This is a genomic window from Tardiphaga sp. 866_E4_N1_4 (genome assembly GCF_052076075.1).
In the GTDB taxonomy this organism is placed as follows: domain Bacteria; phylum Pseudomonadota; class Alphaproteobacteria; order Rhizobiales; family Xanthobacteraceae; genus Tardiphaga; species Tardiphaga robiniae.
Map to the genome: position 1 here is coordinate 617758 of NZ_CP197242.1, position 13403 is coordinate 631160.

Annotated in this window: 12 protein-coding genes and 1 tRNA gene; 3 read left to right on the forward strand and 10 right to left on the reverse strand. The window is 59.7% G+C overall.

Annotated features, from left to right (window positions below; genetic code table 11):
- Positions 1-1831: 1831 nt before the first annotated feature.
- A complete protein-coding gene (locus AB8B20_RS03185) occupies positions 1832-2137 on the forward strand; it encodes a hypothetical protein (protein WP_439071671.1) in 306 nt (101 codons plus the stop codon).
- Between the two features lie 11 nt (positions 2138-2148).
- Here the strand turns inward: AB8B20_RS03185 and AB8B20_RS03190 are convergent, their stop codons facing one another.
- Together AB8B20_RS03190 and AB8B20_RS03195 are read right to left on the reverse strand one after the other, a co-directional pair.
- Positions 2149-3171, reverse strand: a complete 1023-nt coding sequence (locus AB8B20_RS03190) for a hypothetical protein (RefSeq protein WP_439071672.1) — start codon at positions 3169-3171, stop codon at positions 2149-2151.
- A gap of 326 nt (positions 3172-3497) precedes the next feature.
- Positions 3498-4079: a hypothetical protein gene (locus tag AB8B20_RS03195; protein WP_439071673.1), complete on the reverse strand. Its 582-nt coding sequence runs from the start codon at positions 4077-4079 to the stop codon at positions 3498-3500.
- Between the two features lie 567 nt (positions 4080-4646).
- Here AB8B20_RS03195 and AB8B20_RS03200 point away from each other — a divergent pair.
- Complete coding sequence (locus tag AB8B20_RS03200; protein WP_439071674.1) at positions 4647-5033, forward strand: hypothetical protein; 387 nt, start codon at positions 4647-4649, stop codon at positions 5031-5033.
- A 139-nt stretch (positions 5034-5172) separates the two neighbouring features.
- On the opposite strand, the gene AB8B20_RS03205 is transcribed toward AB8B20_RS03200, so the two are convergent.
- On the reverse strand, positions 5173-5391 hold the full coding sequence (locus AB8B20_RS03205; RefSeq protein ID WP_439071675.1) for a hypothetical protein: 219 nt from the start codon (positions 5389-5391) through the stop codon (positions 5173-5175).
- Positions 5392-5735: 344 nt separating this feature from the next.
- Between AB8B20_RS03205 and AB8B20_RS03210 the strand changes: the two genes are divergently transcribed.
- Complete coding sequence (locus AB8B20_RS03210; protein ID WP_068730761.1) at positions 5736-5975, forward strand: BrnA antitoxin family protein; 240 nt, start codon at positions 5736-5738, stop codon at positions 5973-5975.
- Positions 5976-5997: 22 nt separating this feature from the next.
- Here the strand turns inward: AB8B20_RS03210 and AB8B20_RS03215 are convergent, their stop codons facing one another.
- The 7 genes from AB8B20_RS03215 to AB8B20_RS03245 all read right to left on the reverse strand — a co-directional run bounded on the left by AB8B20_RS03215 (position 5998) and on the right by AB8B20_RS03245 (position 13332).
- Positions 5998-7398: a caspase family protein gene (locus tag AB8B20_RS03215; RefSeq protein ID WP_439073016.1), complete on the reverse strand. Its 1401-nt coding sequence runs from the start codon at positions 7396-7398 to the stop codon at positions 5998-6000.
- A gap of 166 nt (positions 7399-7564) precedes the next feature.
- Positions 7565-8443 carry a DMT family transporter gene (locus tag AB8B20_RS03220; protein ID WP_175367010.1) on the reverse strand — a complete coding sequence of 293 codons (879 nt, stop codon included), beginning with the start codon at positions 8441-8443 and terminating at the stop codon, positions 7565-7567.
- 222 nt (positions 8444-8665) lie between these two features.
- Complete coding sequence (locus AB8B20_RS03225) at positions 8666-9163, reverse strand: hypothetical protein (protein ID WP_089264707.1); 498 nt, start codon at positions 9161-9163, stop codon at positions 8666-8668.
- Positions 9164-9185: 22 nt separating this feature from the next.
- Positions 9186-9545 carry a hypothetical protein gene (locus tag AB8B20_RS03230; RefSeq protein WP_068730757.1) on the reverse strand — a complete coding sequence of 120 codons (360 nt, stop codon included), beginning with the start codon at positions 9543-9545 and terminating at the stop codon, positions 9186-9188.
- Positions 9546-9735: 190 nt separating this feature from the next.
- Entirely contained in the window at positions 9736-10323 is a 588-nt protein-coding gene (locus AB8B20_RS03235; RefSeq protein ID WP_439071676.1) for a formyltransferase family protein, read from the reverse strand.
- A 73-nt stretch (positions 10324-10396) separates the two neighbouring features.
- Positions 10397-10471: transfer RNA gene (locus AB8B20_RS03240), tRNA-Lys, on the reverse strand.
- A gap of 191 nt (positions 10472-10662) precedes the next feature.
- On the reverse strand, positions 10663-13332 hold the full coding sequence (locus AB8B20_RS03245; RefSeq protein WP_439071677.1) for a glycosyltransferase: 2670 nt from the start codon (positions 13330-13332) through the stop codon (positions 10663-10665).
- Between the last annotated feature and the right edge of the window lie 71 nt (positions 13333-13403).

Here is a 13403-nt window from a genome sequence, read left to right on the forward strand (position 1 = left end):
TCGGCTTGAAAGCAACATCGGCAGTCGCACGGTCGGTGTCGCCAGTATCATCAATCGCTTTGCGGGACCGGATTGCGTCGGGGTGTGCATTGAGGAGCCGTTTTCTGGACAGTTCTCTAGCGTCAAAGCTCTCTTACCCATGCTTGGAGCTGCCGTACTCGCCTGCGAGCTGGAGGGGCTCCCGTGGTCGGCGATCCATCTCGCTCGACTAAAGACCACGCTACCAGGAAGGGTAACGCCAAGAAGCCGGACATGCAGGCAGCGGCGCAGGCTCGCTGGGGCGTTCTGTTGAAGGAAGATGAGGCGGATGCCGTGGGCTGCGGCTTATGCGATAGACCAAAATCTCTTCGCTTAAAACAAACCGGCGAACGTCCGCCCCAGGGCAGGGATCGCAAAGTGTCCAGTGATGCTTAAGGCAAGTATGAGAAAAGCAACCGCGCAGAGGATCGCACGGAGAGGCCACTTGATAGCCTGTATCGCGTCGCAGCCCTTGGCGAGAACCTTCGCTCGGCCCCACTCAAATCTAATTTCTGGTATCGGATCGCGAGACATTGTGTGGGTCTCCAACTCACATCGAGTGATTCCCACTGTCATGCAATGCCAATAATCGCGCAATGCGATCGTGGTGCAGTGCGCGTTTCATAATCAGGCACTTGCTCAGAAGTTAGGCGAGTTTTGCCATTGATTCTCGTAAATCGAGCGATTTCAGCGGCCTACGACATGGGTGCCACAAGGACGAGAGCCTATTTATATGCCGAATTGCCGTTGAAACCTGCACATAGCCGCGGTCGCTACTGCTTTAGCATTTCAACCTTTGCCTCTGCCTGACGAATGGCAGCGATGTTGCGAGCAGTGAGGAAATGCCGTGACCGGCTGGAAGCGCATGAAGGCCGGTTACAAGAAGGTCGGCATCTACCTCAACAGCCAGGCGGCCGTCCGGGCCGATAAGCGGATGTGAGAGGGCAAGGGCGCCCGATAATGTTCGCGTTCTCGAACGACCCGTTCAAACCTCTCACTGAGGTTGAACGGGCTTTTGCTAGGGCCCAAGCTCCAGGAGCGGGAGGACGTGAAACCATTCGTGCTGCCGGAAGGTGCGAGAGAACAGCTTTCAACCGTGCCGGAGCACTGTGGCCCTCGATACATTCATAGGGCGCCGGTCCGAGAAGGTGCGGTCTACAGCGAGGAGTTCATGCGCCGGCTTTTCCGGAACGTGCTGCCCGCAAACCGATAGGTGCGACGATTTCGCAAAGCAACTAAATCTCAATTTACGTATTATAAGCGCTTATTGGGTGATGGGGTTGCGTATGCGTACGGTCATTCTCGGTATCGTATTGCTGTGGGCAGGGCAGGCGTCCGCCCAACCCATCTCGCCCGTGAGCCGCTCACCCTGAACCCTTTCGCCGTGGTCTACGTCCACAGCAGCACCTGTGGCTTCGGCAAGGTGATGAAGGTCGTCGGCTCCTTGAGAGGCGTGCAGCGCAAACGAACCTGCGTGTCCGTAATCTCCGCCCATGCAGAATTCTAATCCGTCTCGCCTGAGGATTGCCCCGATTGCTGTGCTGGCTGCTTGGCTCATTGCCGTGGCCGCTGTGGGCATTTTTCTGATAAGACTATAAGCCTCATATTTCCGCCCGAATCTAATAGGAATATTTGTCGGTGCCTTGCGAGATCCAGCAGTTTTCTGTCTGAGATAAAACCGCCGTCGGTTTTTAGACCGGAGTAAGTTTCCGCTAGGCCGGAAGGGTTTTCCGGAAATCCGGACGAGAGAGCGAATAGGTGTGGGTAGGGATTGGCGATTTTCGGACGATCTTTGTCCCCGGTCGGACAATGGATGCTGGCAAAGTATCCATCAGATTTGGATGACTTTGCCATTTCTGGAAGCATCCATTGGGTAGGATTGTCGCGTTGGCTATTTGGCAAAGAGAATTTGCACCTTTTCAAAGCGGGCTGTGGGATCAAAGGCGATGCGGAAGTTACCCTGATAAGGCCGGGCCTGGGCGAGCTGCTCGATCACGTCCCGGTGCTGGTGAAGGCCTACGGGAAGTGGCCAAGCTACATGTACCTGTTCGTGATGTCGCTATGGACCCCTTTACTGGTTACGGCGGCTTCATGGCTGGCTTGGAGGGGCTGGCGTTAGATTCGCATATGTCACCAGTCGGCTCGGTCGTTTTTGGCAGTGAGCATCGAACGAGCGCCCCTATCAAATGCTCGCACCACCTTTCCGTAGGGCAGGTGGGCTGTTTCAGGAACACTGTCATCTAGTGACACGAGGTGTATGTTTTGGGGACTGCGGTTGACCATGAGGGATGGAATCTCCCTCCATCCTTCGGCTTGAAGGTTGCCGCGGAGCGCGCGCCGCGTAGCATTGGTCAAGATGTCGACGAGCTCCAGTCCCGGTTCAGGAAGGAACGAGAAGCGGAGGCTCTCTGAAAGAACTTTACCGAGGTCTAAGGGAGGTGGTCCGTCAGGCTGCGGGTTCAAAACCCGCCTATGAAATTCGGATATCTCACGCATATGAAAGCGATCCATGTGGGAGTAGTCGCCGCACTTAATAGATGCCAAAGGGTTAACCGCAAATTTTGATTGAAGTGCGGGCTTAATGAACATCGACCACCATTTCTCCCACGGAGTAGGGACCTCGTTATCGCCTTTCGCATCTACCACCCAATGGAAGTTTGAAAGCTCTTTAGGTCTCCGCTGGCTGTAGTAAAGCGTCGAGTGTTCCAGGATCGTCCTCATTAGCTCGAAAATGAGGGCGCTTTGGATATTAAGTTGTTGGCTGTACCCTTCTAGCTCTTTACGAGCTTTCCATACAGTTTCGACTAGATTTGGGTGATGCTCCGTCGTGAGGCCGGCAGTCATCGCCTCGGCGCGAGCTGTTTGATTTTTGCGAAGCCCATCCTCGGTGTGAAGTCCGAGATCGATAGCGACGACTTCAAAGAGTACATGGTGGTGCCGGAGAATTGGCATCAGCTTAACAATGTCGGCCTCGCCTAGCGATTTCCCCTTCACCTCTCCGTCGTGCAGCGGAAAGTATCTTCTGACTCTCCGGTACTCACGCTCCAAACTTCGCAGGCGCGCGTCGGGTACAATAAGTGCTCCGATCGCTGAAATAGCGTTCGATTGCCCAATACCCGTAAAGGTTCCGGTTTCGTCGATGAAAATGTGCAAAAACGCTCTCAAGTCCTACCGGCACTTTATGCCTGGTGAGAACACGAGGTTAATGGGGAGGGACAGAGGGTGCAAGGCTGAGCGCATACGCCGGGAACGGGTTAGATTGCCACGCGTACCGATGCGTTGCTGTCGCGGCGAGAAACCGGCAAAACCGCCGCGTCCACCATCCCCATTATTGGATCGCGGCTGCTGAACTCGCCACCATGTGGTCGGCGACCGAAACCTAGGCAGCAACGTAGATCAATGGGAATTTGCGGAATCTGGTATCGGTACCGGTCCGGCATGATGCTGGAAGCCGGTGCCTGCACAAGTCTGTGACAGAATCACACGTCAGTGCGTTCAAGCTTAACGACGCGCAATGACCGCGAGACGGGATCGAATTCGAGACGGATGCGATGCGATAGCCCATCATAGGCATCAGTATGGTTCACGGAGGATGCGTCGCCTGGCCGCGATTGTTGGGAAGCTTCTGCGGCTGCATCGGTCATGGTGTGGAGCGGTTGCAACCATTCGTCCGGCTGAAGGGAATTCAGTTGGTCGTTCGTCACGGAGATGACGCCGCTGACAACACGCTGGGGAGCGCCGTTGATGGACAATTTCGAGGACTGATCGCCGCACGCGCGCAGCACCTGACGCCATTCGCCGGGTTTGAACGCGACGACGTCGAGCGCATCAACATCGTTCCAGTTTACACTGAAGACCTTTCGGCCATGATAGACGTCCAGGATTTGCTCGCCCATTGGCGCGCTTTGCATGATCTTCAGGTCGTTAACGTGATGCTGACGGGTCTTAATCTGCCTGTGCCTGTCCACCAGGATGACATTCATCCCGTGGCGATCGAGCAGCGTCAGCGCGATATCTCGCAACTCTCGGGCCTCATTCAAACGGGCGAGTGAAACTTTCACGGAAACTCCAGCGCCTTTTGGTCAACTGTTGGAGCTCTACTCTGCTTAATTAGACACCATCAAGTTTCAAATGGAACTGAGACAAGCCAAGGTTACCTTTTCGTTCATCCGCCCGCGGGAAGCGATATGAAAAGTGGCTGCGAGGCTCTGGAGATCCTGCGTCACTACTTTGCGCGCGCACAGCAGCGAACCGGCCACGGCGGCCGTGCCCGATAAGGGCGGACGCGAGCGCGGTCGACGATCCCTATTGCCAGGCAAGTCGGGGCGATCCCGGTGGCCGGGTCTCGTCAGAAAATCGCATCGGATTCACTGTTGGTTGCCTCCCTGGCTTAGCCGAGCTGCGGCCTCAAGCCCTGAGCGTAGGATGGAGTTGCGAAGGCATCGCATCTCCGCGGGCGACGATCCCAACAACGGACGACCAAATGAATTTGCGCGCTTTTGATTCAAATGCCGCTCAGTGCTTGAGCGGATCTACAACGTGCTCCGCGTATATCGGGCCGCACACTCCGTCGGCTTTGTCGCATGCGTGGCTTGCCAGCATGTTGGTGTCAGCAATGGGAGGACAACATGAGCTACCAAGACATCAGGATTGCCGGAGACATCGCAGAGGCGCTCGAAGCGTGGGTCGTGCGAGGGTACGGCAACGTGGTTGATCTCGAGGTGGGCGGGATCAACGAGGGTGACTTCGCAGCGGTCGGCTACGCTGCAGTAGCCAACGAGGGCGCCGTGGAAGCCGTGGTTCTTTTGATCCGGCATGATCCAGAAGGTGGTCCCGACCGCTACCGCGTTAAGGACGTGGCCGAGAGCGAGGGACCGGTCGTCGATTTTTGCCCGGAAAGAATCCTCGATCAGCTCACACCGACGGAAGACCATCTGGCCAATCATTGGCGCGAGCGATGCCGGGAGCGGGTGGGCCTACAGAGCGGGCGGCCTGCGTTTTCGCTGAATTCTTGAGAGTTCACGCCTTAAAGCCTGACGCCCTCGGCTAGCTTTGATTTCCAAAGTTTTCCGAAGCAAATCCAGCAATGGTCACCGCAGACGGTGCATCGTGGCCAAAAAAGTCATTGGATGGCCAAGTTAGAGTTTTTTCACACTAGTAGTTGCAGACCGTCCGGCGAAAGGCGTGCTTGGTCACAAAACCATAGCCGCATGTATCGCAGGTCCAGAGATAGCTGACGACGTCATCGGTGAGAAAGGCCGACGCCTCGGCAGCAATCATCGAGTCGGCACAAACGGGGCAGGTCGGAAGATCGCTGCCACGCGGCGCGGGATGGGACGTTTTGGTCGTACGGACTTCAGCTGATGCTGACATCGTGACCTCCTTCGTCGTCTCATCGGACATGATGCGATCCTAATCCGATTTGTTTGACCGTGTCGCAACACAAATGCGTTGCTTTGAAGTTTTTTAAGTCAGCGCATGTTTGTGCCGCAGCGCGGTCACCTTTGTGCGATGCCACGTGCGTCACGAAGAATGCGCCTGTTACGATGAATGACATTTGTAAAATTTGCTGACATTGCCGGTCCTGCAGCAGAGGCGAGTAGCCGCCACGTCGCGCCCTTGTGCGGACGCATCTTCGGCAACACCGTGGAAGCGATTGTGCAGGCGCTCAGCGGGCGTTATCTCTCGACGGCAATGTTGGAAGGAATCTGACCGAGATGGCACAGCCCCCGCGACGCCCGCGCACGCTCCAGGATGCCCGCACCGAGGCGGAGGCGGCGTTCAAGAAGACCACCACGAAGCCGGTCGAGGCACCGGTCGCCAAGGCAGCCGTTCCCGGTGTGCGCGAACTGGTGTCGCTGCGGATCGATCAGGATGTGCTGGAATATTTTCAGCAGGACGGCCCGGGCTGGCAGGACCGCATGAACGACGCGCTGCGCAAGGCGGCAGGCAAGTAGGCTGCCGCTCCAGGTAGCGGGCTTAGCGGTTCAGGAAGCCGCCAACCACGCCGCCGATGAACCGGCCGGGACCTGCGGGGTCGATGGCCGGGGCGGGCGCCGGCGCGGCCTGGCGCCGGACCACGGGCGCTTCCTCATAGGTCTGTTGTTGCACCTGGCGGCGCACCGGCTTCGGTGCGGGTGCCGGTTCTTCCTTTAGCGCAACGACCTCGGTGAGCAGTGCGGCATGCTGGACCTTGTTGAGATAGCCCGACGTCGGGTAACCGCGTGCCGCCTGCCACCGCGTGATCACGCCACGGGTCCCGGCATCGAAGCTGCCGGTCGTCTGGGTGTCGAAGCCAAGGCCATTGAGGCGGCGTTGCACGTCGCGCCGCTTCATCTTGTCGAGACCGATCTTGTCCTCGGTGAGCTGGTTGGCTTCCTCGGTAAACACGGCCTTGTCGACGCCCGGCGCAGCGGTACGCGGCGCGGTGGCGGCTTCCTGTAGCGCGGCGATACGGGCGAGGGCGAGCGGCTTGAACTGGCCGTTCGGGTACATCGAGATGTAGGCGTTCAGTTCCTCCGGCCGGTTCGAGTCCTTGATCGAGCGCCAGAACTCGAGCTCGACATCGGAGCCGGCGGTGGCAGCCGCGGGCATGGTGGCGGTGGGGCTGGCCGCGGCAACGGCGACCTGCGCCTGAACGTCTGGATTGAGATAGACTGCGCCGATCAGATTGGTGTGGCCCCAAGGCAGCTGGCCTTTGTTGGTTTCGTCCTGCACCTGTGCGCGCACTTTCGTCATCGCCTGCTGGATCTCGGCGCCGGGCGTGGTGATGTTGTTGAGCAGTGCGCGGGTGAACGGGCTGTTGCTTCCGCTCTTGCCGTCGAGGGCGGTCTGGCCGGGGCTGGTGGCGAATGCGATCAGCGTGCCTTCGCCGGATTTCATCTCCGCAAGACCGGACGACACCGCGACGCTGCGCGTGGCAGATCCGCTGGAGCGGATCTTGGCAGCAAACGGATTGTCGCGGCAGGCATCGAGGAATACCAGCTTCACCTTGGCATCGCCCATGGTCTGGTCGAGGGTGGTCTCGACATTGATCGCTGCGCCGAGCTTGACGTCCATCTCCGACTTCAGATTGGCATCGATCGGCAAAAGGTAGTTGATGTTGTTCACCGAGATACCGTGGCCGGCATAGAAGAACACCGCGACATCGGCGCCCTGCGCCTTGCGGCCGAAGTCGAGCAGCTTTTCGGTCATGCCGTCGCGCGTCAGGTTCGATCCTTCGATGACGTCGAAGCCGACATTGCGTAGCGCGCTGGCCATGGCCTTCGCGTCGATCGGCGGGTTCGGCAACGGATCGACATTCTTGTAGCTGCCATTGCCAACGACGAAAGCGACGCGCTTGTCGGCAAGCGCTGCATCCGCGCTGAACAGGATGGACATGGACAGCGCAGACAGGGCAAAAGCGAAATGGCGCACGATACGATCTCCCCCACGAATCCGGTCATTCGACCCTAGACACATTGGGAAAAGTACCAATTGCGGGCGTGCGCCAAAATGTCGAGACACGCACTCGGAGAATAAAATCGAAAAAGGGGAACCCGATGCGTCAGGCCGCCGCACGCACCGGCGGTCGATCGGTACTGAGCAGGTTCAGCGTGTTGCCGGCGAGAATGAGAGCTGCGCCGAGCAGTGTGAACATGTCGAGCCGTTCAGAGTATAGTAACCATCCGATGGTGGCACTGAGTGGTACGCGCAGAAAGTCCATCGGCACGACCACCGTCGCATCGGCATAGAGCATCGCGCGCGCCATGCAGAAGTGAGAAAACGTCCCGCAGAAGGCGACCACGACAAGCCAGCCCCAGACATAGGCCGATGGCCACTGCCAGGAGTATAGCGCGGGGAAAACGCCGGCCACCGACTGCACCACGATCATCCAGAAGATGATCTTCAGCGCGCTGTCCGTGCGCGTCAGTGACTTGATCAATGTGATCGAGATGCCGAAGCCAAACGCGGCGGCTAGCGCAATCAGCTGACCGGGATTGACGACGCCCGTGGTCGGGCGAACGATGACGATCACGCCGATCAGGCCGAGCACGATGGCGACGATCTTCCAGAGCGTCATGCGTTCGCCGAGAAAGAACGCCGCCATGATGGCAATCCAGATCGGCATGGTGAACTCGATCGAGACCAGCTGGCTCAGCGGAATGAGCGTGAGTGCGTAGAACCAGCCGAGCTGCGCGCCGTAATGCACGAGGTTGCGCGACACATGCGCCAGCGGCCGCGTGGTCTTCATGGCGCGAAAGCCGCCGTTGAAATACAGGATCGGCAACAGCATGACGAAGCCGAAGACGGATCGGATCTCCATCACCTGGAAGACATTGAGTTCGCGCAGCGTCTCGCGACCGCCGATGGCGACGAACAGCATCAGAAGCAGCCAGCCGGACATCCACAGCGCGGCGCGGGCCTTCGACGGGGGGCGATCCATAATCCCTGAGAACCAGTTTCTTGCGCTGCAATGATTCACGCAGCGGTTTCAGCCTTAGAACTGGCTCTATCGGCGACATCGCCGGGCTTTGCAACGGACGAATCCGGTGGGGCTGCGTTGCGGGCGGGTGGTCCCGGACGCTCTTCGGCAGAGGCATGGAAGCAAAACAAAACCCCGGTTGTTTGAAACAACCGGGGTTCGAATTCCAAACATGCGGAACGATCAGCTGCGGCTGAGCGAAATGCTGGCGCCCCTGAACTGGCCTTCGGAGGTGATCGAGACCTGCTGCTTGTTGCCGGTCGTCGTCAGGATCAGCTTCGCGCTGAAGGCTGGCGATGAAACGTCAACATTGAACTTGCCGGCGGTTGCCCGGCCCTCAAGCGACCCTGTCACGCCGCGGGTCGTCTCAGCCCAGCTGCCAGACAGCTCGCCGCCTCTGGCCTTCACGTCGCTCTTCAGCTCGAACTTGTAGCTGTCGCTGGCGCAGAGCAGGGACTGGTTCAGTCCCGCGCCGTCGCCGCTCACGGCATAGGTCGCCTTGCAGCGAATGCGCTCCTTGGAGCCGTCCTCGAGCGAGATCGTCCCGTTACCCGACCACACCCCGGCCATACCGGCGAACGGCGCTGACTGGGCATATGCCGACGCGGACGTCAGACCGAGCGCCGCGCAGAGCACCGCGGTCCGAACGAGCGAACGCGGAGAGGTCGAGGTAGGCATCATGGGGAGCATTCCTGGTTGGGGATTACTGACGCGAAGCTTCCCACCGGCCGCTGCAGGGGACGCCGCCCGAGGCGCCGTTCCACTTGCCCGATCCGGTGTTTCCGGACAACTGGCCGTTGGCGAAAGCAGGTCCGATCGATACGCGTACGGTGCCTTCGCGGCCAACCTTGCCGTTGACGTCGGCGCCGGGCGCAGTGATGCGGCCTTCGGTGACGGTCAACGGATAGCGAGCCGTCGGCTCGCAGCTGCCGGTCTTGGTAACGATGGTCACATTCCAGAGCCCGTCATAGGCATTGTCGGCTGCGAACGAAGGAGCCGAAATCAACGCTGCGCTGGCAATCAGCGAAACGGACAAGGCGGAACGGATGCGGTCAAAACGCATTGAATCAAATCCTCGATGTTGTGATGGCCACCTTATTGGGGGGTAATGTGTCCAAAATTTGCTGCGTTGCCGCATAGACCCAAAACAACTCACGGGATGCAAGTCGCGACGGGCAAATTGGTTCCCTTTAGGTGACAGATTTGGTTGATTCGGGCGAGTTCCGGCGCCTTTTTAACCAGTTTGGAGGCTTCTAGGCCAGTTTCGGCGCATTGGTCGCGAATTGCTCGTCCTGGTAGGTTGCGGGCAAACGCTTGTGGACAGTCGCGAAGTCCACGACCTCGCCGAGCAGCTTGAGGCCCAGCGGCGCCAACGCGCGCTCCCAAAGTTCGCGAGCAGTTTCGCCTTTTTTCACGAAGCACCATTCCTGCGCGGCGATGGCGCCACCGTCCATGACATCGGCAAGGTGATAGATGGTGCCGCCGGCGATCGGATCGCCTTCCTTGATGGTCCATTCCACGGCAGCGATGCCACGGTGACGGGGCAACAGTGACGGATGGTAGCCAATGCCGCCAAGGCTGGCTGCGGCGAGCGCATCCTTGCCGATGCGGGCGTGGCTGTGCGCCGTGATAATCAGCTCGGTGCCCTCGGCGATCTCGGAGGCCACGACGAGCTTCGGATTGGCCTGGACTGTTACCGGGATGCCGACAGCCTTGGCGGCTGCGGCGAGACGGTCCTCGGCATCTGCAACCACCACGGACGCGATCTCGACGTTGTGGGTCTTCAGCATATCGAGGGTCGTGACGCCGAAGTGTTTGGAGCCGACGAGGGTAATCCGCATGTTCGATTGTCCGGTGTTCAGAGGCTGAGGATGGTGTGAAAACCGGAAGTTCCGGCGTGGCTCATCGCGGTGATGGTGGGCGGGGAGGGGATCGAACCCTCGACCAGTCGATTAAAAGTCGAATGCTCTACCACTGAGCTACCCGCCCTAAAGTGCCGTATTGACGAAGCTAAACGGAGGAAACCGACCCTTGCGGGGCGCGGTGAGGCCGGTCAGCCACGGCCGCGATGGCGCCCGCAATGCAGCGTATCGCGTGACCGGCTGTGTAAAAGGCGGGTCCGCCGGGGTCAAGGGCAGGGCTTGATGTTATGGACATGAACCGCGCCCTATTGGCGCGGTTCAGCTTGCTTCGCGCTGGGCCCCGGGACGGGACACATCGATCGGCGGCATCGCCACCGGGCGAAGGCCGATCAGCTCGGCCGTGCGGACCGTCGTGTTGCGCCACCACTGGAAGTCGTTGGCGCGTGAATTCTCCAGGATGGCAATCATCACCGCCGACAGGAACGGCAGGCTCTGCAGCACCAGCACGCCGGCGAAGATGTAGATCTCGGTGACCTGCTTGGAGTTGTTGGAGAACACCAGCACGCCGCAGCTGATCAGCAGAAGCACTCCGATCACGGCTTCCCAGAAGGCCTGGAATTCGATCGACATGGTCGACTTGCCGCCCTTGGACGTCACGGTGAAGGGCAGGTGATCCTTGATCAGGCCATCGGCGACGGCGCGCGACACGGTCCACTGCACCGACATGGCGGCGATCATCGCGCCCAGCATCTGCCACAGGCCGATCTTCACGCGCAGCCGATACAAGACGATGAAGTGCGCCAGCGACACCACGAATGACGCGATGATCGGCAGCGTCAGGATCTTGTCGGGGATGGCGATATCGGCGAAGGCGATGATCGGCACCCAGATGATGTTGAGGATTGCCACCACGACGCCGAGGCTTTCGGCGCCGAGCCAGTTCAGCCAGCCCATGCCGAATTCGCGCTTCTGGTCCTGGGTCATGCGGCTCGCGCCCGGCATGAAACGGCGCCAGTGCTTCTTGATGATCTGGAAGCCGCCATAGGCCCAGCGATGACGCTGTTTCTTGAACGCCTCATAGGTGTCCGGCAGCACGCCGTAGCCGTAACGTTCCTTCGTGTAATGCGTCAGCCAGCCATGCTGCATGATGGCGAGGCCGAGATCCGAGTCCTCACAGATGGTGTCGCCGGCCCAGCCGCCCGCCATGTCCATCGCGGAGCGACGAATGAGGCACATAGTGCCATGGACGATGATCGCATTGGCCTCGTTGCGCTGGACCATGCCGATGTCGAAGAACCCGGCATATTCGCCGTTCATGATGTAGTGCATCAGTGAACGGTCGCCGTCGCGGTGGTCCTGCGGCGCCTGCACGAGGCCGACACGCGGATCGTTGAAGGCTGGGACGAGATCCTTCAGCCAGTTCGGCTCCACCACATAGTCGGCGTCGATGATGCCGATCACCTCGGCATCCGCCGCGGTGCGGTCCATGGCGATGCGCAGGGCGCCGGCCTTGAAGCCCTCGACCTTCTCCGCATTGATGAAGATGAACCGCTCGCCGAGCATGCGGCAATGATCCTGGATCGGCTGCCAATAGGCCGGATCCGGCGTGTTGTTGATGATCACCACGCATTCGAAATTCGGATAGTCGAGCCGGGCAACCGCATCCAACGTCAGCTTCAGCATGTCGGGCTGTTCGCGATAGGCCGGAATGTGGATCGAGACCTTCGGGTATTTCTGCTCGGCGTCTGCAGCGGCACGCAGCTTTTCGCTGCGTTCGGCTGTCAGCAGCCGCAATGGCTTCCGGCCGAAGGCGATGGCCGCAATCTCCTCGATGCGCGCCAAAGCGATCAGGAGCAGCGGGATCAGCAGGATGCAGCCGAGTGAGAGGGCGAAGGCCGATCCCCAGACGAAATAGTGGGTCTGCTGATAGGCGAAGATGGTTGCTGCCCAGGCGCCAACGGCATTGGCTGCGGTCGAGAGCACGAGAGCCTGCATCGCTGTCGCACCAACGATTTGCAGGATCGGCAGCGACAGCAGGATGCCAACCAGAAGCGCAATACTGGCGTTCTTCCAGTGGTCCGGATCCACGACCGGACCGGTCCATGGGAATTTCGGCTCACGCGAGGCGTTGAGAACGCCCCAATAGGGGCCGACGCCGCCTTCGAAGAATTTCCAGGGCTGATCGATGGCTTCGACGATGTTGTAGTCCATGCCGATCGCTTCGGCGCGGGTCACGAAGTTGCGCAGCACCACGGCCTGCTTGAACGGGCCGGGCACGGCCCTGCGCAGATTGTAGCCTTCGCTTGGCCAGCCGAATTCGGCGATCACGATGCGCTTGCCCGGAAAGGTCTCGCGCAGCACGCCGTAGAGATGAACAGCCTGGTCGACGGCCTGGGTGTCGGTGAAGTTTTCCCAATAGGGCAGGATGTGCGCGGCGATGAAGTCCACCGACGAGGCGAGCTGCGGATTGTCGCGCCAGATGTTCCAGATTTCACCGGTCGTGACGGGAACCGTGACCTGGCGCTTTACCCGGCGGATATATTCGACGAGGTCCTCGAGCTTGAGTTCATCGCGATACAGCGTTTCGTTGCCGACCACGATGCCGATGACGTTGGGGTTCTTCTTCGCCAGCTCAACGGCGGAGGCAATTTCACGTTCGTTGCGATCCGCGTTCTTGTCGATCCAGGCGCCGACGGTGACCTTGAGGCCGAACTCGTTGGCGATGGCGGGTACCATTTCGACGCCGCCGGTCGACGAATACAGACGGATGGCACGGGTGATGGTCGACAGTTTCTTGAGGTCGGCGCGAATCTTCTCGACGGTCGGAATGTTGTCTACGTCGGGATGCGCCGTGCCCTCGAACGGCGCATAGGAGAGGCTGGGAATCATGCCCTTGAAATCGGGAGCTTCCTGTTTCTCGCGCAATACGCCCCATAGGGCGCCATGAACGGCGGTCACGAACAATAAAACGGCGACGACAGCGCGCATCGCAACTGAACCATAACGGGGCGAGCGTGGCCGGGAAGCGGACCCGTCCCCGAGGTCCGACCAGTACAACG